At 61.4% G+C, this 20,667-nt stretch carries 16 protein-coding genes and 1 riboswitch; all 16 genes read left to right on the top strand.

From position 1 onward, the window contains the following. The first annotated feature begins 1 nt into the window (after position 1). The 16 genes from AB8A33_RS21690 (at position 2) to AB8A33_RS21615 (ending at position 20,631) form a co-directional block, all read left to right on the top strand. Positions 2-427, top strand: a complete 426-nt coding sequence (locus AB8A33_RS21690; protein ID WP_115034017.1) for a YciI family protein — start codon at positions 2-4, stop codon at positions 425-427. Between the two features lie 159 nt (positions 428-586). Further along, on the top strand, positions 587-1,291 hold the full coding sequence (locus AB8A33_RS21685; RefSeq protein WP_309947441.1) for a TetR/AcrR family transcriptional regulator: 705 nt from the start codon (positions 587-589) through the stop codon (positions 1,289-1,291). Between the two features lie 107 nt (positions 1,292-1,398). Further along, on the top strand, positions 1,399-1,878 hold the full coding sequence (locus tag AB8A33_RS21680) for a DUF2852 domain-containing protein (RefSeq protein ID WP_439094658.1): 480 nt from the start codon (positions 1,399-1,401) through the stop codon (positions 1,876-1,878). Between the two features lie 392 nt (positions 1,879-2,270). Beyond that, complete coding sequence (gene tolQ / locus AB8A33_RS21675) at positions 2,271-2,984, top strand: protein TolQ (RefSeq protein ID WP_068733549.1); 714 nt, start codon at positions 2,271-2,273, stop codon at positions 2,982-2,984. A gap of 37 nt (positions 2,985-3,021) precedes the next feature. Then, positions 3,022-3,495: a biopolymer transporter ExbD gene (locus AB8A33_RS21670; protein WP_439094657.1), complete on the top strand. Its 474-nt coding sequence runs from the start codon at positions 3,022-3,024 to the stop codon at positions 3,493-3,495. Positions 3,496-3,547: 52 nt separating this feature from the next. Then, a complete protein-coding gene (tolA, locus tag AB8A33_RS21665) occupies positions 3,548-4,573 on the top strand; it encodes a cell envelope integrity protein TolA (RefSeq protein WP_439094656.1) in 1,026 nt (341 codons plus the stop codon). A 44-nt stretch (positions 4,574-4,617) separates the two neighbouring features. Continuing rightward, positions 4,618-5,967, top strand: a complete 1,350-nt coding sequence (tolB, locus tag AB8A33_RS21660; RefSeq protein ID WP_439094655.1) for a Tol-Pal system beta propeller repeat protein TolB — start codon at positions 4,618-4,620, stop codon at positions 5,965-5,967. A gap of 186 nt (positions 5,968-6,153) precedes the next feature. Next, a complete protein-coding gene (locus AB8A33_RS21655; protein ID WP_439094654.1) occupies positions 6,154-8,481 on the top strand; it encodes a putative bifunctional diguanylate cyclase/phosphodiesterase in 2,328 nt (775 codons plus the stop codon). Positions 8,482-8,645: 164 nt separating this feature from the next. Then, positions 8,646-9,383: an N-acyl amino acid synthase FeeM domain-containing protein gene (locus AB8A33_RS21650; protein ID WP_439094653.1), complete on the top strand. Its 738-nt coding sequence runs from the start codon at positions 8,646-8,648 to the stop codon at positions 9,381-9,383. 271 nt (positions 9,384-9,654) lie between these two features. Then, entirely contained in the window at positions 9,655-10,149 is a 495-nt protein-coding gene (pal, locus tag AB8A33_RS21645) for a peptidoglycan-associated lipoprotein Pal (RefSeq protein WP_068733555.1), read from the top strand. Positions 10,150-10,313: 164 nt separating this feature from the next. Further along, entirely contained in the window at positions 10,314-11,333 is a 1,020-nt protein-coding gene (ybgF, locus tag AB8A33_RS21640) for a tol-pal system protein YbgF (protein ID WP_439094652.1), read from the top strand. A gap of 98 nt (positions 11,334-11,431) precedes the next feature. Further along, the gene (tilS, locus tag AB8A33_RS21635) at positions 11,432-12,463 is read left to right on the top strand and encodes a tRNA lysidine(34) synthetase TilS (RefSeq protein WP_439094651.1); all 1,032 of its coding nucleotides are present in this window, start codon (positions 11,432-11,434) and stop codon (positions 12,461-12,463) included. Positions 12,464-12,696: 233 nt separating this feature from the next. After that, positions 12,697-14,613 carry an ATP-dependent zinc metalloprotease FtsH gene (gene ftsH, locus AB8A33_RS21630; protein ID WP_439094650.1) on the top strand — a complete coding sequence of 639 codons (1,917 nt, stop codon included), beginning with the start codon at positions 12,697-12,699 and terminating at the stop codon, positions 14,611-14,613. A gap of 165 nt (positions 14,614-14,778) precedes the next feature. Then, a complete protein-coding gene (locus tag AB8A33_RS21625; RefSeq protein ID WP_439094649.1) occupies positions 14,779-16,026 on the top strand; it encodes a glycosyltransferase family 87 protein in 1,248 nt (415 codons plus the stop codon). A gap of 49 nt (positions 16,027-16,075) precedes the next feature. Beyond that, positions 16,076-16,292, top strand: a riboswitch (cobalamin riboswitch). Between the two features lie 119 nt (positions 16,293-16,411). Beyond that, entirely contained in the window at positions 16,412-19,345 is a 2,934-nt protein-coding gene (locus AB8A33_RS21620) for a ribonucleoside-diphosphate reductase subunit alpha (RefSeq protein ID WP_439094648.1), read from the top strand. A gap of 161 nt (positions 19,346-19,506) precedes the next feature. Beyond that, complete coding sequence (locus AB8A33_RS21615) at positions 19,507-20,631, top strand: ribonucleotide-diphosphate reductase subunit beta (protein ID WP_439094647.1); 1,125 nt, start codon at positions 19,507-19,509, stop codon at positions 20,629-20,631. Positions 20,632-20,667: the final 36 nt, after the last annotated feature.

Below are 20,667 nucleotides of genomic sequence, written 5' to 3'. Positions count from 1 at the left end.
CATGCGATTCATGATGCTGATGATTCCCGGCGGCTATGAGACTGCGGCGCCGGGCACGGTACCGGAGGATGTCGAGCGCGTCGCGTCGATGATGGCCTATAACAAGGCGCTGCTGGATGCCGGCGTGCTGATCACCTGCGACGGACTGCACCCGCCATCGATGGGCGCGCGGGTGTCCTTTCCATCCGGCAAGCCGGTGGTGACCGACGGGCCGTTTGCGGAATCCAAGGAAGTGCTCGGCGGCTACTGGATGATCGACGTTGCCTCGCGCGACGAGGCCATCGCCTGGGCCAGCCGCTGCCCCGCGACGCCCAACGAGGTGATCGAGATCCGCCAAGTGCAGGAAATGGCCGATTATCCGGAGGACGTGCAGGCCGTCGCCTCGGGATTTGAGGAGATGCAGACCACCGCGAAGCGGCTCGGCTGAATTGCCGTAAAACCGGGCTCAAACGCAGGATTCGGGGCGTTTTCTTGCGAAAATCCTGCGACCTTCTTGCGGCAAACTTGCGAAATCGCAGGTTTGCCGCCGGCGCGTCACCGCGTTTTGCAGTGACCTTTTGACCCAGCTCATGTAAGAGCTCTTCACATGAGCTGGCGCAAAGACAGCCGCGGCGAGCGCGGTTATCACCACGGAAATTTGAAAGAGGCCCTGCTGCAGGCAGCGCTCGGGCTGATTGCGGAGAAGGGGCCTGCGGGCTTTACCTTCGCTGATGCCGCGCGCACGGCCGGCGTCAGCGCGGCTGCGCCCTATCGCCATTTCCGCGATCGCGACGATCTCCTCGCCAGCATCGCGCAGCGTGGCTTCGAGCAGTTCGAGCTGGTGCTGACGGCGGCGTGGGACGATGGCCGGCCGAATACGGTCACGGCCTTCGAGCGGATCGGCAAGGCGTATCTCGCTTTCGCCCGCACTGAACCGGCCTTCTATTCGGCGATGTTCGAATCCGGAATCCCCGTAGATTCCAGTCCTGAACTGGCCGCGGCGGGAGAGCGTGCCTTCGGTGTGATCCGTGCGGCGGCAGAACGTTTGGCCGCCTTGACGCCGCCCGGTGTGACGCGTCCACCAGCGATGATGATGGCGCTGCATATCTGGTCGCTGGCGCACGGCGTGGCCTCGCTGTTCGGCCGCGGCGATGCCGCGCGGCGCAAACTGCCGATGTCGCCGGAAGATCTGCTGGAGGCCGGCGCGCTGATTTATTTGCGCGGGCTGGGCTTTCCAACCGACCAAAACGTCCACAAGTCCGACACATCCACGGCGCCCAAATCGGGTCCCTGGGGAACCGCCCCAAAATAATTCGCGGCGCTCCCCTTGCGGTCGTCTTGACAAAATCCGGCCGTGAGCTAGGTATGTAAATGTTATTTACATTCACAAGCGGCATGGTGCCGCTGATGGAGAGGAAGATGGCCAACGCTGCAGATTACAATCGATGGGGTCCGCCCGCCGATGATCGGGTGTCCTACCAGATGCGCTCACCATGGCACATCATACTGATCGTGCTCGGTTTTATCATCTGGTGGCCGGTTGGCCTCGCACTTCTCTTCTTCACACTCGGGAGCAGAAAAATGGGTTGCTGGGATCGTAACGGCCGTTTCGAGAACAAGATGGAGCGGATGCAGTACAAGATGGAGCGCATGCGCAACCGCATGGAGCGCTCAGGCTTCGGATCGGGCTTCGGCTTCGGCCCGCCGACCTCGGGCAACCGCGCCTTCGACGAATATCGCGTCGAAACCCTGCGCCGCCTTGAGGAAGAACAGCACGAGTTCAAGAACTTCCTCGATCGCCTGCGTCACGCCAAGGACAAGGAAGAGTTCGACCAGTTCATGGCGCAGCACCGCCCAAAGCCGACCCCGCCATCGGATAACAATCAGCCGCAGGGCTAACAGCCCGAAACTGATAGGCGTCAGGCGGTAGCGCCCCCTTCGCCGATGCCGACATCGCCGCCCGTCTGATCATTCAGGCGGGCGGTTTTGCTTTGTCACGGGCCCTTCACGAACAAGCGAATACCGCTTCATTTCTCGGCCAAAACACGCTTTGGTAACTCCGCATTAACCATGACTGGCGTCTGGTAAAAGCCGCAGAAACGCGTGCAAGCCCTTGTTTTGACATGTTGGCAGGGAATTTAGGGCTCGGCTTCGGACAAGCCCTCCATGCGACACAACAAGAACATTGCACTGGCGTTCCGCGCCGCGCCGCGCGCGATGCGTGGCCGCGGCACCAGCGATGAGCAAGTCGCTGGCAAATTGAGGATTTTTGCGTTGAGAGGATACCGTTCATGAATCCGGCCGATGTGGCGCAGTCAGCCCTGCCGCTGGCTTCATCCGACGTTTCGCTGATCGCGCTGTTCTTGCAGGCTCACTGGATCGTGAAAGCGGTCATGCTGGGACTGCTGGGCTGTTCGGTGTGGGTCTGGGCGATCGCGATCGACAAGATGTTCCTGTATTCGCGCACACGCCGCGCCATGGACCGGTTCGAGCAGGCCTTCTGGTCCGGCGAGTCCATCGAGGATCTGTACCGCGCGCTGTCCGCCAAGCCGACGCAGTCGATGGCGGCGTGTTTCGTGGCGGCCATGCGCGAGTGGAAGCGGTCTTTCGAAAGCCAGGCGCGCTCCTTCACCGGCTTGCAGATGCGCATCGACAAGGTGATGAACGTCTCCATCGCCCGCGAGGTCGAGCGCCTTGAGCGCCGCCTTCTGGTGCTGGCCACGGTCGGTTCGGCCGGCCCCTTCGTCGGCCTGTTCGGCACCGTCTGGGGCATCATGTCGAGCTTCCAGGCGATTGCCGCCTCGAAGAACACGTCGCTCGCCGTGGTCGCGCCTGGTATCGCCGAAGCGCTGTTCGCCACGGCCATCGGCCTTATCGCCGCCATCCCGGCGACTATTTTCTACAACAAATTCACGTCAGAAGTGAACAAACAGGCCCAGCGCCTGGAGGGGTTTGCCGACGAGTTTTCAGCGATTCTGTCGCGCCAGATCGACGAGCGCGTCTGATGGGTGACGAATTGAACCTTGAAGTGAGCACCCTGTCATGGGGATGAATGTGGGCTCGGGCGGTGGTAGCGGAGGTCGGCGCGGGCGCCGGCGTGCTGCCGTCATGGCCGAGATCAACGTCACCCCGATGGTCGACGTCATGCTCGTGTTGATGATCATCTTCATGGTGTCGGCGCCGCTGATGACCTCGACCATCGATATCGACCTGCCGATCGCGAGCGGCGGCAAGTCGATATCGCAGAATGCTCCGCCGCTTACCGTGTCGGTGAAGCGCACCGGCGGTGGCTGTAATTCGGCGGTCGAAATGTATGTCGGCGACGCCCTGGTGCCGGTGAGTGAGCTCGACGCCAAGATCAAGGCGATCCGGGCGACGCGTTCGGAGACAGACAACACCGTGTTTCTCCGTGGTGACAAGGACGTCTGTTACACGGACATGATGAAATTGCTCGGCACCGTTCGCTCTGCCGGATTCAAGGCCAATATCGTGATCCTGCCGGAGCAGGGGACGTAAGCTCGTGGAACAGCCGGTTGATCTGGGCAGGAGCAGGATTGGAAATCTGATCGTGAAGGTCGACAAGACACTCATCGCATCGGTAGCCCTGCACGTCATCGTGATCGGGTGGGGACTTCTCACGTTCTCTTCCAAGGCATTGGAAGTGATGCCGGAGGATTCCGTCGGCGTCGATATCAGCGTTGAAAGCCAGGCCATGGCCGGGCAGAAGACTGGCAAGAAGGAAACGACGAAGCCGAAAGTGGAGAAGATCGCCGAGGCCAAGCCACCGGCCGAGGACACTGTCGGCAAGATTGACGACAAGAAGCCGCCGGTGATCACCGAGACGGCGCCGAAGGAACAGCCCAAGACCGACGAAAAGGCCGCTGCCGAAGCAGCAAAGGCGGAGGCAGCCGCAAAAGCCGAAGCCGCAGCCAAAGCCGCGGCCGATGCCAAGGCGGAGGCGAAAGCCGCGGCAGTCGCCGACGCCAAGGCGGAAGCTGAAGCGAAAGCGGAAGCTGACGCCAAGGCGCAGGCGGAAGCCAAGGCAAAAACCGAAGCGCAGGCCAAGGCGAAAGCCGAAGCCAAAGCGAAGGCTGAGGCCAAAGCCAAGGCTGACGCCGAAGCAAAAGCCAAGGCTGAAGCAAAAGCCAAGGCCGAAGAGACCAAGAAGGCTGAGCGTGTGTTTGACCAGTCGAAAATCGCAGCACTGATCGACAAGCGCGATCCGACCCGCAATTCGGTGACGGGCTCGGACCTTAATCCGAACGAGGCGCTCGGCACGTCAAAAGGCAAAGCCGGCAGCAACGTCGCCACCTGGGGCGCCATGTTCAAGCAGCAGGTGGATCGCTGCTGGAAGAAGCCGTATGGCGGCATCGAAGCCCAGCAGGTCGAAGCGGAGTTCAGCATCGCACTGAAGAAGGACGGCACGCTGGAGGCGACCCCGGTGGCGATCGGACGGCCGACCACGCCTTATCAACGGGTCTATCAGGAGAGCGGCCTGCGTGCGATCATCGATTGCCAGCCCTACAAGCTGCCGCCGCAGATGTTCGACGAATGGAAGTCGTTCAATCCTTATTTCACTGAAAAAATAACGTGACTTCGCGCTGCAACGAAGACCGCAACATGAAAAGCCCGGTACAAATGATTTTTAAAAATGAACTCGAAGGGGCGCTGCTGCGGCCCAGCCGCCGCCAGTTCATTGCCGGCGCCGCGTCGGCCGGTTTGATCATCGGCGGTCAACGCGCCGCTTTCGGTCAAGCCCGCGTGACGATCACCGGCGGTGACGTTGCGCCCATGCAGATCGCGATTCCGAATTTCAATGCCGGCACCGGCGCCGACAACGAAGTCAGCGTCGGCGTTTCGCAGGTGATCACCAACAATCTCAAGCGCAGCGGCCTGTTCGCGCCGATCGATCCGGCCGCCTTCGTCGAGAAGGCCGTCAACATCGACGCGCCGCCGAACTTCGTGAACTGGAAGACCGTGAATGCACAGGCGCTGGTCACCGGCCGCATGACCCGTCAGGGTGACGGTCGCCTGAAAGCCGAATTTCGTCTGTGGGACATCGCCACCGGTCAGCAATTGGCAGGCCAGCAATATTTCACCTCGCCGGAATACTGGCGTCGTATCGCCCATATCATTTCCGACCAGATCTACGAGCGCCTGACCGGCGAGAAGGGCTATTTCGATAGCCGCGTGGTCTTCGTTGACGAGACGGGCTCCAAGGAGCGCCGCGTCAAGCGACTGGCGCTGATGGATCAGGACGGCGCCAATGTACGTTACCTGACGCGTGGTGCCGATCTGGTGCTGACGCCGCGGTTCTCGCCGTCGACGCAAGAGATCACCTATATGGAATTCGGCCAGGGCGATCCCAAGGTCTATCTCTTCAATATCGAGACAGGCCAGCGTGAGGTTGTCGGCAACTTTCCGGGCATGTCGTTCTCGCCGCGTTTCTCACCCGATGGCCAGCGTGTCATCATGAGCCTGCAGCAGGGCGGCAATTCGAACCTGTTCGTCATGGATCTGCGGTCGAAGTCGACGACGCGCCTGACTGATACGCCGGCGATCGATACCTCGCCGTCATATTCTCCGGATGGCTCGAAGATCTGCTTTGAATCGGATCGCGGCGGCAAACCGCAGATCTATACGATGGCGGCCACGGGCGGCGGTGCTCAGCGCATCTCGTTCGGCGAAGGCAGCTATTCGACCCCGGTCTGGTCGCCGCGCGGCGACTATATCGCCTTTACCAAGCAGGGTGGTGGTCAGTTCTCGATCGGCATCATGAAGCCCGATGGCTCCGGTGAGCGGCTGCTGACGTCGGGCTATCACAACGAAGGTCCGACCTTCGCGCCCAATGGTCGCGTGATCATGTTCTTCCGCGATATGGGAGGAGGGCCGTCGCTCTTTACGGTCGACGTGTCCGGCCGCAACGAGCTCAAGGTCCCGACGCCTGGCTTCGCGTCCGACCCGGCCTGGTCGCCGTTGCTATCGTAAACAAACGATTGGCGGCGACGGGCGGATTACCGGCTATTCCCGGCAAACTTTGCCCACCGCGCTGAAATCACGAGCAGATTTGCTGTTTATGCGAATGCGTAAACAGTTCGCTAACGATGTTCCCTCAGAAAGACTTCATCAGGACCCGGTACCAATGTGCGCCTGAACAGGACGCATTTACGCCCGATGCAGCTCGCCGACCACAACCGGACGAACAGCAAATCGATGTCGCCGTCGATCTACACGGCGCTCGTCGATTCATTGTTCGAGAACCCGATTCCGATGCTGGCCGGTGCGGTCTGCGCCGGAACCGGCGCAGTCATGACTGCGGTGAAGACCGGCAATCCTTTGCTGTGGCCATGCGCCGCCCTGATCATCGTCATTGGCGCTTTGCGGGCCCTTCAGCTTAGCCGCTATGAAAAGCGCGAGACCGCGCTGACGCCTGACGAGGCGATCCGCTGGGAATTCAATTACATGGTTGGCGGCTCGCTCTATGCAGCCGCGTTGGGCCTGTGGTGTTGGGTCGTTTTGCTCGGCAGCGATGATCCGGTCGCGCATATGCTGGGTACGGCAGTGACCGTCGCTTACATCGCGGCCGGTGCCGGCCGAACCTATGGCCGTCCGAAGATCGCGCAGTTGCAGGTGCTGCTGGCGTGCGGCCCGATGGCGCTGGCGCTGATTATCCACGGTGACTTCTACTATATCGGCTTTGCGTTTCTGAACGTCCTGTTCTTTGTCGGCCTGCGCCGCATCACGCTTCGTCTGCATGACGTCTACGTCAAGGCGCTGCTGGCCACTGAGCGGGTCGGCTCCATCGCCGGCCAGTTCGATACGGCGCTGAATAATATGCCCAACGGCCTGTGCATGTTCGGCGCCGATGGTCGGTTAGCGGTGCTCAACAATCGCTTCACCGCGATGATGGAAATTTCAGAGGATCTCGTGCAGCGCGGCGTGACTGCTCGCGAAGTCGTCTCGCTCTGCGTCAATGCGGGGACGGTGTCGTCGACCAGCGCGATGACCATCATCACCGAGATTGAAAGCTCGAAGGCAGCCGAAATCACGACTCTTGATCATGCCCACGAGAGTGAACGCGCATTGTCGTGGAAGTTTCAGCCGATGATCGGCGGTGGCACGGTCGTTTTGCTTGAAGACATTACCGAGCGCCGCAATTCCGAAGCGCGTATCAGCCACATGGCGCGTTTCGACGAATTGACGGGGCTGCCGAACCGGGTCAGTTTCCGGAACGAAATAGGCCGCATGCTGAAGAGCTCGGACCAATCCACGCTGTCGGCCCTGCTGTTCGTCGATCTCGATCAGTTCAAGCAGGTCAACGATACGCTTGGTCATCCATGCGGTGATCAGCTGTTGTGCATGGTCGCCGACCGGTTGCGCGAAATGTTGCGTGCGGATGACTTCGTGGCTCGTTTTGGCGGTGACGAATTTGTCGTGTTCCAGCGTGCCATCAAGACAAATCATGATGCAGCCGATCTGGCGCGCCGCATCGTCGAGCGGCTCAGTGAGCGCTACGAGGTCGACAATCATCAGGTCGAAATCGGCGCCAGCGTCGGCATCGCCTTGACGGAACCCGACGTCAGCGCTGACAACCTTTTGAAGAACGCCGATATGGCGTTGTATCGTGCGAAGGCCTCCGGCCGTGGTACCTTCTGCTTCTTCCGCGACGAGATGGCCCAGACGGTCGAGGCGCGCCGCGTGCTCGAGCTGGATCTGCGCCAGGCGCTCGCCAATGAAGAATTCGAGATTTACTACCAGCCACTGGTCAATCTGAAGTCGGGACGCATCTCGACCTGCGAAGCGCTGCTGCGCTGGAATCATCCTGTCCGCGGGACTGTTTCGCCGGTCGATATCATTCCCGTCGCAGAAGACATGGGCCTGATCGTCGATCTTGGCCGCTGGATTTTGCGCAAGGCCTGTATCGAATGCATGAAGTGGCCCGACGCGGTCAGCGTCGCCGTCAACTTCTCGTCACAGCAGTTTCATCAGCGCGATGTGTTGAGCGAGGTACGCTACGCCCTCGACGTGTCCGGGTTGCCGGCGCGCCGTCTCGAGATCGAGATCACCGAATCGTCCCTGCTGCGTAATACGCAGTGGACCCACGATGCCCTCGCGCAGCTTCACGCAGCAGGTTGCCGGATTTCGCTCGACGATTTCGGTACCGGCTATTCGAGCCTGAGCTATCTGCACAATTTCCCGCTGCAGAAGGTGAAGATCGATCGCTCATTCCTCGAAGGGATCGATACGGACCGTCCGTTGACGCTGCTGCGCGGCGTCGCGCGCCTCAGTGCCGATCTGGGAATGACGGTTGTCGTCGAAGGCATCGAGACCAACGAGCAACTCGAGCTGATCAGTGCCGACGGCACGATCAGCGAGGCCCAGGGTTATCTGTTCAGCCGCCCGGTGCCTGCGACCCGGATCAGGCAGCTCCTGGACGCGTCCCACGGACGTCGCGTGATCGAGCCCGGCGCCAATGTCGAGGCCACGCGCGCGCCGGCCTGACCAGCCGCGGGCCACACTCTCGAATTTCCATTTCCATTCGTTTCACGCGCCGAATAGGCCAAAAGGGTTAACCACATTGTGGCAGAACCTTTGACAACTTTTAAGAAAGCTTTAACCTTTCCTTACTCGCGTAGTCATGGCGTTGGTGCGTAGGAGACGGAATGATGGCTTCGGCCGATCAAGCGACTGAAGCTTCGAAGCGCAGCGATATTCTCGACCGGGTTGACTACCGTCTTGCCGAAACCGAAGCTGAGAAAGAGGCGATCTATAGCCTGCGCTATAGAGCCTATCTCCATGAGGGGGCCATCGAGCCTCGCGCGGATCGCCGTCTCGCCGACCGTTTCGACGATTTGCCGAATTCATGGACTTTCGGGATATTCGTTGATGGCGAGCTCGCCAGTTCGCTGCGCGTCAGCGTAGCGACGCCGGACAATCCGGAAACGCCCGCCGTCGATGCATTCGGAGACTTGCTGCGTCCCGAGCTGGACAAAGGGAAGATCATCGTCGACCCGAACCGCTTCGTGGCCGACCCGAACAACCGTACCAAGTTTCCTGAACTGCCCTACATGACGGTTCGGCTAGGCTATGTCGCCTGCGGCTATTTCAAAGCCGATATCGGGACGGCGACCGTGCGCGCCGAGCATCGTGCATTCTATCGCAAGGTTTTCCTGCAGACGCCGATGTGCGAGCCGCGGCCCTATCCGACGCTGACCAAGCCGCTATGCCTGATGGCGGCCGACTACGTCTCGGTGCGCGAACGCATTTTCATGCGTTACCCGCATTTCCGCTCCAGTCTCTTCGAGCAGCGGGCTCTGTTCGAGCGCAAGAGCGAACCCCTGGCGCCGGATCTTCATTCATCCGAGTTCCATATCGCTCAGGCCGCGGTGTTGCCCCGCAGCTGAGGGCGAAGGGCGGCGACGGTCCCATCGCTAGCCATTGCTGACTTTCTCAGCAGTCCCTGCAGTGGGATTCTGCCTAAAACCAGCTGCTTTCTCAGAACCTTCACCGTCGCGCCACATTTGCCAACCATTAACCACGTCGTTGCTTTTTCGCGGCCTGTGGCTTTTGATCGGTTTTGGCAACACCTCATCAAGGTTGACGGAACGTTCGCTTAACCAACGCCCTGTAGACCGAATGACAGTTGGGTAAAGCGTGAGCGTGGAGGCTCCGGGAATGAAGCATCAGATGCGTATCCTCCAGGGATTAAAACTGGCTGCAGTGCTGGCCGTGGCGCTGTCGATGGGCGCCTGCGCCAACAAGAATGGTTTGGGTGCCGATGGCGCGATGGCCAATGCCGCCACGCCGGGCAGCCAGCAGGACTTCGTCGTCAATGTCGGCGATCGCGTGTTCTTCGAGAGCGATCAGACCGAACTGTCGCCGCAGGCGATCGCGACCCTGGACAAGCAGGCGCAGTGGCTGCAGCAGTACAACCGCTATTCCTTCACCATCGAAGGTCATGCGGACGAGCGCGGCACCCGCGAATACAACATTGCCCTCGGCGCTCGCCGTGCCCAGTCGGTTCGCACCTTCCTGGCCTCGCGCGGGATCGATGCCAGCCGGATGCGCACCATCTCTTACGGCAAGGAACGTCCGGTCGCGGTGTGTAACGACATCTCGTGCTGGTCGCAGAACCGCCGTGCGGTCACCGTGCTGAACGCCGGCGCGTAAGCGACGTCTGATATCAAACAAAACGGCGTCTGCCCCCGGGGCAGGCGCCGTTTTTGTTTTCAACGGGCGCCTTTGTCGCTGTCGAAAGTCACATTTTTGGCGTAGTGAAATCCTCATCGTGATGCGCGCCAATGGGGCGCGAAACCGGTCATTTTCAGGCTCAAATGTCATCCAGATCTCATTCGCTCGCCGGCGCTGCGCTTCTGTCCGTTCTGCTCGTGACGGCATCGCCCGTATCCGCGCAGTTGTTCGGTCAGCCGGCTCCGCGTCAGCAGGGTTACGGCCAGCAGCAGTCAGGCGACGACGATGCCGATCAGGGCATGCAGATCGAGCGGCTGCAGAACCAGCTGCGGCAGCTCACCGGCCAGAACGAGGAGCTGCAGTTCCGTAACCGCCAGCTCGAAGATCAGCTTCGGCAGCTGCAGGCTGGCGGTGCCCCAGCGGGCGCAGCAGGCGGCCGTCCCAATGTCGCTGCCGCGTCGGTCCAGCAGCCGCCGATGCAGCAGGCTCCGGTGCAGCAGCCCGGCTACAACCAGCAACAGCCGCAGATCGCGGCACCGGCCCCAATTGCCCAGGATCCTGCGCCGGCACCGCGCGGCGGGCGCCGCAACGATGCGTTCGATCCCAATGCGAACCCGAACGCGCCGGGCGCGCCGCGTGCACTTGGCGGTGGTCAACAGCCGATGCCGGCCAACGCGCCAGTCGGCGCACAGGGTGGCCGTGCCGCTGGAGAGCCGCTCCCGCTGGGCAATGCCGCCCCGGGCGGAGCACCGCCAGCACTGACGACCTTACCGCCGGGCGCGACCCCGAAAGACGAGTTCGATCTCGGCATCGGCTATATGCAGCGTCGTGATTACGCGCTCGCCGAAGAGACCATGCGCAACTTCGCCCAGAAATACCCCGGTGATCCAATGATTGCGGATTCGCAGTATTGGCTCGGCGAGAGCTTCTTCCAGCGCCAGAAATATCGCGATGCCGCCGAGACATTCCTGGGCGTGACCACGAAATACGACACCTCCGCCAAGGCGCCCGATGCGTTGCTGCGGCTTGGCCAGTCGCTGGCCGCGCTGAAGGAAAAGGAAGCGGCCTGTGCCGCATTCGGCGAAGTGACGCGGAAATATCCCCGTGCCTCGGCCGGCGTGAAACAGGGCGTGGACCGCGAGCAAAAACGCGTTAAGTGCTAAGGCGTGATCCCGAGAAGTGGAGCCCGGTTTTCGGATTAGATCACGCCCTGGCAGATCGACCCTGACAATCAGCTGGGTCGCAACCGGTTCTGACGCGCATGTCCGACGACGACCAGTCGCCGATTTCGGCCCAGATGGCGAAACAGCTATTCGCTGACTGGGCGTCCGCGCCTGCATTGGTCCTTGCCGTGTCCGGCGGTCCTGATTCCGTCGCCCTGATGTGGCTCGCCGCGCGTTGGCGGCATGCGCTCAAACGCGGCCCCGACCTTATTGCCGTGACCATCGACCATGGTTTGCGGCCTGAAGCGGCCCGCGAGGCCCGCGACGTGAAACGGCTCGCGGCATCTCTCGATATTCCTCACCGCACTCTCCGCTGGACTGGCGCCAAGCCGAAAACCGGACTGCCTGCCGCGGCCCGCGATGCGCGCTATCTTCTGCTCGCCAAGGCCGCGCGCAGCGTCGGAGCATTCCATGTACTGACTGCCCATACCCGCGATGATCAGGCCGAGACCCTGCTGATGCGGATGGCGCGCGGCAGCGGCATCGCCGGCCTCGCGGGTATGGCGCGGCTGACCGAGCGTGATGGCATCCAGCTCGCGCGTCCTTTTTTGCACATCGCGAAAGTGCAACTTGTTGCTACGCTGACCAAAGCGAAAATCGACTTCGCGACCGATCCGAGTAACTCCGATCCAAGCTACGCCCGTCCGCGGCTGCGGGCTCTGATGCCGGCGCTGGCGTCCGAGGGCTTCGATTCGCGCAACCTCGCCCGGCTGGCGACGCGGTTGCGGCGTGCCGATGCGGCGCTGGAGCTGATGGTCGATGGAGCAGAGCGTTTTCTGGCACTGCACAGCCCGGGCAGGGTGCCTGAAACCATCGATGCGGGAGCATTTGCGGGGCTGGCGGAGGAAATTCGCGTCCGGTTGTTGCTGCGGATGATCGATCAGGTCGGGCACGAAGGGCCGGCCGAGCTCGGCAAGGTCGAAACGCTCGTATTCGCGATAGTCCAGGCCACGCGATCGGGCGGGAGAGGTATTCTGCTGAAGCAGACGCTCGCCGGTGCCATGATCACGCTGACGCAGGACCGCCTGAGAATCGTTGCGGCGCCGCCCAGGCGTCGCCGCGCCGATTGAGTGCAAAGACGTACCTGTTGCCCCACGGTACCTTAACCACCGTGGGAAAACCCTGTCAGCACTGCCATTATTTGAACCGGAAATGCGCGTAGATGCGTTAAATAGTCCATCCCAGTTCCCTTGGCAGCGCCCTCGGTCGCACCTAGATTGTATCCGACCGACCCAGGGTGAACCCTTGTGGCGACTCACAAGGGAATAAGGCCGCGATTTCGCGCGGCGACGAAGGAAGATCGATGAACGCGAACCTGCGCAATTTTGCCCTCTGGGTCATTATCGTTTTGCTGCTGCTGGCGCTGTTCACGCTTTTCCAGAATCCCGGTCAGCGCACGGCCTCGCAGGACATCTCGTTCTCGCAGCTCCTCACCGAAGTTGATCAAAACCACGTCCGTGACGTCGTGATCCAAGGGCCGGAGATTCACGGCACCTTCACCAACGGCTCTAGCTTCCAGACCTATGCACCAAGCGATCCGAGCCTGATCAAGCGTCTGTATGACGCCAAGGTGTCGATCACTGCCAAGGCGCCGGGCGACAACGTTCCGTGGTTTGTCTCGTTGCTCGTGTCATGGCTGCCGTTCATCGCGCTGATCGGCGTGTGGATCTTCCTGTCGCGCCAGATGCAGGGCGGCGCCGGCAAGGCGATGGGCTTCGGCAAGTCGCGCGCCAAGATGCTGACGGAGGCCCACGGCCGCGTCACATTCGAGGACGTCGCCGGTGTCGATGAGGCCAAGCAGGATCTGCAGGAAATCGTCGAATTCCTGCGCGACCCCGGCAAGTATCAGCGCCTTGGCGGACGTATCCCGCGCGGCGTGCTGCTGGTCGGCCCTCCCGGTACCGGTAAGACGCTGATCGCGCGTGCGGTCGCGGGCGAAGCCAATGTGCCGTTCTTCACCATTTCGGGTTCGGACTTCGTCGAAATGTTCGTCGGCGTCGGCGCGTCCCGTGTGCGTGACATGTTCGAGCAGGCCAAGAAGAATGCGCCATGCATCATCTTCATCGACGAAATCGACGCGGTCGGTCGTCATCGCGGCGCCGGTCTCGGCGGCGGCAATGACGAGCGCGAACAGACCCTCAACCAGTTGCTGGTCGAGATGGATGGCTTCGAAGCCAATGAAGGCGTGATCCTGATCGCCGCTACCAACCGTCCGGACGTGCTGGATCCCGCGCTGCTGCGTCCCGGCCGTTTCGACCGTCAGGTTGTGGTACCGAATCCGGACGTCGTCGGTCGCGAGCAGATCCTCAAGGTCCATGTCCGCAAGGTGCCGCTGGCGCCGGATATCAACCTCAAGACCATCGCACGCGGCACTCCGGGTTTCTCCGGCGCTGATCTAATGAACCTCGTCAACGAAGCTGCCCTGACCGCCGCGCGCCGCAACAAGCGCATGGTGACGCAGAGCGAGTTCGAAGAGGCCAAGGACAAGGTGATGATGGGCGCCGAGCGCAAGTCGCTGGTGATGTCCGAGGAAGAGAAGATGCTGACGGCCTATCACGAAGGCGGTCACGCCATCGTCGGCCTTAACGTCGTCGCCACCGATCCGATCCACAAGGCAACGATCATTCCGCGCGGCCGTGCGCTCGGCATGGTCATGCAGTTGCCTGAGCGCGACAAGATGTCGATGTCGCTGGAGCAGATGACCTCGCGTCTCGCGATCATGATGGGCGGCCGCGTCGCTGAAGAGCTGATCTTCGGCCGCAACAAGGTCACTTCTGGTGCATCGTCGGACATCGAGCAGGCAACGCGGCTGGCTCGTATGATGGTCACCCGCTGGGGTCTCTCGGAAGAACTCGGCACGGTCGCTTATGGCGATAACAATGACGAAGTGTTCCTCGGCATGCAGATGGGTCGCCAGCAGAACGTCTCGGAATCGACCGCGCAAAAGATCGACTCCGAAGTGAAGCGTCTGGTCGCGGAAGGCTATGACGAGGCGACCAAGATCCTCACCGAGCGCCGCGAAGACCTGGAAACGCTGGCCAAGGGTCTGCTGGAATTCGAAACCCTGTCGGGCGACGAGATCGGCGATCTCCTGAACGGCAAGAAGCCGAACCGCGAGTCGGTGCTCGAGCCGTCGGGTCCGCGCACCTCCGCCGTGCCGCCCGCCGGCAAGCCCCGTCCGCGTCCGGATGGTGGACTGGAGCCGCAGCCGCAGGCGTAAAGTCGTCACACGTAAACATGCAAAACGCGGCCGAAAGGCCGCGTTTTTTTTGTTTCTGCCTCGGATCGTGGTGCACGGCACCGGACTACGCATCTACACCATTTAAGCTTTCCTCAAGCTTCCGCAGGCACCGTAGCGCCACATAGATCGTGCTTCGGGGACCGCATGACGACGACGAAGTTGAACCTGACAGAGCCGGGACGTGGGCCGATTCCGTCCGCGTTGTTGATCGTCTGTGTGACTCTCGCCGCCGTCCATATCCTGTTCTTTCCGATGTATTTCGGCCGCGGCTGGATCATCGAGGCGGATGGGCTGGGTCAGCCGACCGATTTCGTCAATGTCTGGTCCGCGGGCCGCTCGGTGCTCGATGGCCTGCCGGCTTTGGCTTATGACTGGGACATCCAGAAGAAGATCCAGGTCGCCGTGCTCGGCCAGACCTATCCCGGCAATTTCGGCTGGCATTATCCACCGCCGTTCCTGTTCATCGCAGGATTACTCGCCAAGCTGCCTTATCCGGTCGCTTTCATCGCATGGGTCGTCGCCAGCGCCGTGCCCTATCTGCTTGTAATGCGCGCGATCGTTGGTCGCCCCTTTGGCCTGCTGCTCGCCGCCGCTTTTCCTGTCGTGCTCGCCAATGTGCTCGTCGGGCAGAATGGCTTTCTCACTGCGTCACTGGTCGGCGGCATGTTGGTGCTGCTGCCGACGCGGCCGGTGCTGTCGGGCATCTGTCTCGGTCTGCTCAGCTACAAGCCGCAATATGGCCTCTTGTACCCATTGGCGCTGATCGCCGCCGCGCAGTGGCGCGCGTTCATTAGCGCAGGTGTCACCACGGTCGCGCTTGCCGGTGCCTCGTGGCTCGCTTTTGGCACCGAGAGCTGGCAGGCTTTCTTCCACTGGATTCCGATGTTCTCGCAGGCCTTTCTGGTCGAAGGCCGCGCGCCGTGGGGCAAGATGCAGAGCCTGTTCGCGCTGGTGCGCTTCTTCGATGGCAGCGAGAGATTGGCCTGGACGCTGCAATGGATGCTCATCGCGTCCCTCGCGGTATCGCTTGCCTGGCTGTGGCGCAGCCGCGTGCGCTACGAGTGGAAGGCGGCAGCCTTGGCGACGGCGACTCTGCTGGCGACGCCCTATCTGTTTCTCTACGACGTGATGGTTCTCGCGATCGCGTTCGGCTTCATCGTCCGCGTCGGCCTGTCGAAGGGCTTCCTCGGCTACGAATTGCCGATGCTCGGTCTCGCGACGGTGGCGCTCATTGCCTATCAATTTGCCGTTTCGCCCACTGGCTTGGCCGCGATGTTGCTCGTGGTCGTCTTGATCGGACTTCGCATCCGCGATTCACTCGGCGCCAACGGTGCCATGATCTCGACCGTCGCTGGATCAGGAGTTGTCCACGGTACCAACAGCCCGGCCTGATTTGTTGTCGTGACTCTGAATGCTCGCTTGACACCTCGCCGCGGATCACACCAAATGTAGACGTCACGGTCCGCCATGTCGCAAGATTTGGTGGCTAAGAGGGAAGTCGGTGAAGACGCTGTTTTTGCGTCACATTCCGGCGCTGCCCCCGCAACTGTAAGCAGTGAGTCTGTTTCGATTGAAGTCACTGATGCGTAAGCATCGGGAAGGCTGAAAACAGACATTGACCTGCGAGCCAGGAGACCTGCCGCGACACCAGAACGTCTATGGGCGGGGTGTCCCAGCGGTCGCTTGCAGGCAATGCCGGCGGATTTCCGCCGTGTATTTTGCAGCGTCCTTTCGGCCCCAGCCCCCATTGCTTGATGCATCACACGGGGTCTTGCCGATGCCTAATTCATCTTCCGTCTTATCCAATGGCCGCGATGCGGCTCATGCGCCGCTGATTCAACTGTCGCCGGAAACGCTCGCTGCGCCCGCGCGCGAACCCTCGATGCAGATCATCCGCCGCAACGGCACGGTGTCGCCGTTCGACGGCAGCAAGATTTCCGTCGCAATAACCAAGGCCTTTCTGGCAGTCGAGGGCCATACGGCGGCCGCATCGCGCCGCGTCCATGAGGCGGTGGAACAGTTGACCGGCGAAGTCGTGGCTGCGTTGACGCGCCGCGTCGGTGAAGGCCGCACCTTCCACATCGAGGACGTGCAGGATCAGGTCGAGCTGGCGCTGATGCGCAGCGAGCACCACAAGGTGGCCCGCGCCTATGTGCTGTATCGCGAGGAACGCGCCCGTACCCGCGCCGAGGAACTGGCCGCCAAGCCGGCGCTCGTCTCCACTGCCCCGGTGCTGCATGTCACGCTCGCGAATGGCACCCGCGCGCCGCTCGATTCGGCGCGTCTGGCGCTGATCGTCAACGAAGCCTGCGCCGGCTTCGACAGCGTCGATGCTGCGCCCGTGCTGGAGGAAACCCGCCGCAATCTCTATGACGGCATTACGCTGGATGAGCTGGCGCTGGCCGGCATCATGGCCGCGCGCACGCTGGTGGAGCAGGAGCCGAACTACACCTTCGTCAGCGCCCGCCTGCTGCTCGACAAGCTGCGCACGGAAGTCCTGTCCTTTGTCGGAGGCACGCCGACGCACGCGTCGCAGGCCGATATGACGACGCGTTACGCCGAATATTTCGGCGCCTATATCAAGACCGGCATTGCGGCCGAGCTGCTCGATCCTGAACTCGCGCGTTTCGATCTCAAGCGAATCGCCGCCGCGCTGAAGCCGGATGGGGACCTTCAGTTCCAGTTCCTGGGCTTGCAGACGCTCTATGACCGTTACTTCCTGCATGTGCAGGGCAATCGCATCGAATTGCCGCAGGCCTTCTTCATGCGCGTTGCCATGGGCCTCGCGCTGCGCGAAATCGACCGCGAAGCCCGCGCCATCGAATTCTACAATCTGCTGTCGTCGTTCGACTTCATGGCCTCGACGCCAACGCTGTTCAATGCGGGCACGCAGCGGCCGCAACTGTCGTCCTGCTTCCTCACCACGGTGGCCGACGATCTCGACGGCATCTTCAAGTCGGTAAAGGACAATGCACTGCTGGCGAAATATTCCGGTGGTCTCGGCAATGACTGGACGCGCGTGCGCGGTCTCGGCGCCCACATCAAGGGCACCAATGGCGAGAGCCAGGGCGTGGTCCCGTTCCTAAAGGTTGCCAATGACACGGCCATCGCCGTCAATCAGGGCGGCAAGCGCAAGGGCGCGGTGTGCGCCTATCTGGAAACCTGGCACATCGACATCGAAGAGTTCTTGGATCTTCGCAAGAACACCGGCGACGATCGCCGCCGCACCCATGACATGAACACCGCCAACTGGGTGCCGGATCTGTTCATGCAGCGCGTCGAAGCTGATGGCGAATGGACACTGTTCTCGCCCGACGAGACGCCGGAGCTGCACGACCTCTATGGCAAGCCCTTTGCCGAACGTTATGCGGCCTATGAGGAGAAGGCTGCGCGCGGCGAGATCCGCGTGTTCAAGAAGGTGCGTGCGACTGATCTCTGGCGCCGCATGCTGACCATGGTGTTCGAGACCGGCCATCCCTGGATCACCTTCAAGGATCCCTGCAACCTGCGTTCGCCGCAGCAGCATGCTGGCGTGATCCATTCGTCGAATCTCTGCACCGAGATCACGCTGAACACGTCGGACGACGAAGTCGCCGTCTGCAATCTCGGCTCGGTGAACCTGCTCAATCACATCGGCAAGGATGGTCTCGACCATGCGCAGCTCAAGCGCACCGTGACGACCGCGATGCGCATGCTCGACAATGTCATCGACATCAATTTCTACACCATCCCGGAAGCGCGCCGCTCGAACCTCAAGCATCGTCCGGTGGGTCTTGGCCTGATGGGCTTCCAGGATGCGCTGCAGGTCCAGGGCATCGCGATGGCGTCGGACGCGGCCGTGGCCTTTGCCGACACCAGCATGGAAGCGATTGCCTTCCATTCCATCTCGGCCTCGGTCGATCTCGCCGCCGAGCGCGGTCGCTATCCGTCCTTCGACGGATCGCTGTGGAGCCGCGGCATCCTGCCGATCGACTCCATAGAAATCCTCGCGGAGGCGCGGGGCGGCGTGCAGATGGATCGTTCGATCACGCTCGACTGGAGCGGCCTGCGTGCACGGGTGAAAGACACCGGCATGCGCAATTCCAACGTGATGGCGATCGCGCCGACGGCGACGATCTCCAACATCTGCGGCGTCGCGCAGTCGATCGAGCCGGCCTATCAGAACCTCTATGTCAAATCGAACATGTCAGGTGATTTCACGGTGGTGAACGCCTTCCTTGTGCGCGATCTGAAAAAGAGGGGCCTGTGGGACGAAGTCATGGTCTCCGACCTGAAATATTTCGACGGCAGTGTCGGGTCGATCGACCGCGTGCCCGATGACCTCAAGGCGCTCTATGCGACCTCGTTCGAGATCGATAGTGCATGGTTGATCGAGGCGGCCTCGCGCCGGCAGAAATGGATCGATCAGGCGCAGTCGCTCAATCTCTATATTGCCAACCCATCCGGCAAGAAGCTCGACCAGCTCTATCGCCTGGCCTGGACGCTGGGATTGAAGACGACCTACTACCTGCGCTCGCGCAGTGCCACGCATGTGGAGAAGTCGACGCTGAAGGGCACCGACGGCAAGCTCAATGCCGTGTCAGCAACGGTCGCAGCAGCGAAGACGGCGGGGGCGCCGATCCTCGTTCAGCCGTCTGCCGTCACCGCGCCAGAGCTGAACGTCGCAATGGCCTGCTCGATCGACAATCCCGAATGCGAGGCGTGCCAGTAAGGCACGCTTCACTCAGCGTCATTGCGAGGAGCCTCTTGGCGACGAAGCAATCCAGTCTTTCGTCTTGAGGCGTCTGGATTGCTTTGCTTCGCTCGCAATCACGGCACAAAACATTTCGCTCTCTCCGCGCTCGGCGCGACCGATTTCCAAGGATATCTTTTATGCTCGACTGGTCCGACACTTCATCCGCCTCCAAGGCGCCCGCCTTCATCCCGCTCCCGGAAACACCCATCGATCAAACCGGTCTCGGCACCATCGATCGCTCCGGCGGCCGCGTCTCGGTGGACGAGAAGCGCATGATCAATTGCCGTGCTGACGTCAACCAACTGCTGCCGCTGAAATACAAATGGGCGTGGGAGAAGTATCTCGCCGGCTGTAACAATCACTGGATGCCGACCGAAGTCTCGATGCAGGCCGATATCGCGCTGTGGAAGTCACGCGATGGCCTGACCGAGGACGAGCGCCGCGCGATCAAGCGTAATCTCGGCTTCTTCGCGGCATCGGAAAGTCTTGTCGCCAACAACATCGTGCTGGCGATCTATCGTCACCTCACCAATCCGGAATGCCGGCAATATCTGCTGCGACAGTCGTTCGAGGAAGCCGTGCACACCCACACATTCCAGTACATCGTCGAGAGTCTCGGCCTCGATGAGGGCGAGCTGTTCAACATGTATCGCGAGGTGCCGTCGATCACCGAGAAGGCGGCCTGGGCTCTCAAGCACACCCAGCATCTCGACGATCCCGACTTCAAGACCGGTACACCGGAGACCGATCAGGCCTTCATGCGCGATCTTGTCGCCTTCTATGTGATCTTCGAAGGCATGTGGTTCTATACCGGCTTTGCGCAGATCCTGTCGCTCGGCCGCCGCAACAAGATGGTCGGTATCGCCGAACAGTATCAGTACATCCTGCGCGATGAATCGATTCACCTGAACTTCGGTATCGATGTCATCAACCAGATCAAGATCGAGAATCCGCATCTCTGGACCAAGGCGTTCCAGGAGGAAATCCGCGACATGATCCGCACGGCCGCCGAGCTTGAAGCAGCCTATGGTCGAGATACCATGCCGCGTGGCTTCCTCGGACTGAATGCGGCGCTGTGCGAGACCTATATGCACTTCATCGCCAACCGTCGCTGCGCCCAGATCGGCCTCGCGCCGGTGTTCAACGAGACGGAAAATCCGTTCCCGTGGATGTCGGAAGCCATGGACCTGAAGAAGGAGAAGAACTTCTTCGAGACCCGGGTGATCGAATACCAAAATGGTGGCGCGCTGAACTGGGAGTAGTCTTTGGTCTCATATCCGCCGCTGCATGGCGCATAT

The sequence above is a fragment of the Tardiphaga sp. 813_E8_N1_3 genome, from assembly GCF_051811025.1.
GTDB lineage: Bacteria > Pseudomonadota > Alphaproteobacteria > Rhizobiales > Xanthobacteraceae > Tardiphaga.
The sequence above is the reverse complement of the archived record's forward strand: the minus strand, read 5'-3'. Positions and strand labels throughout refer to the sequence as shown.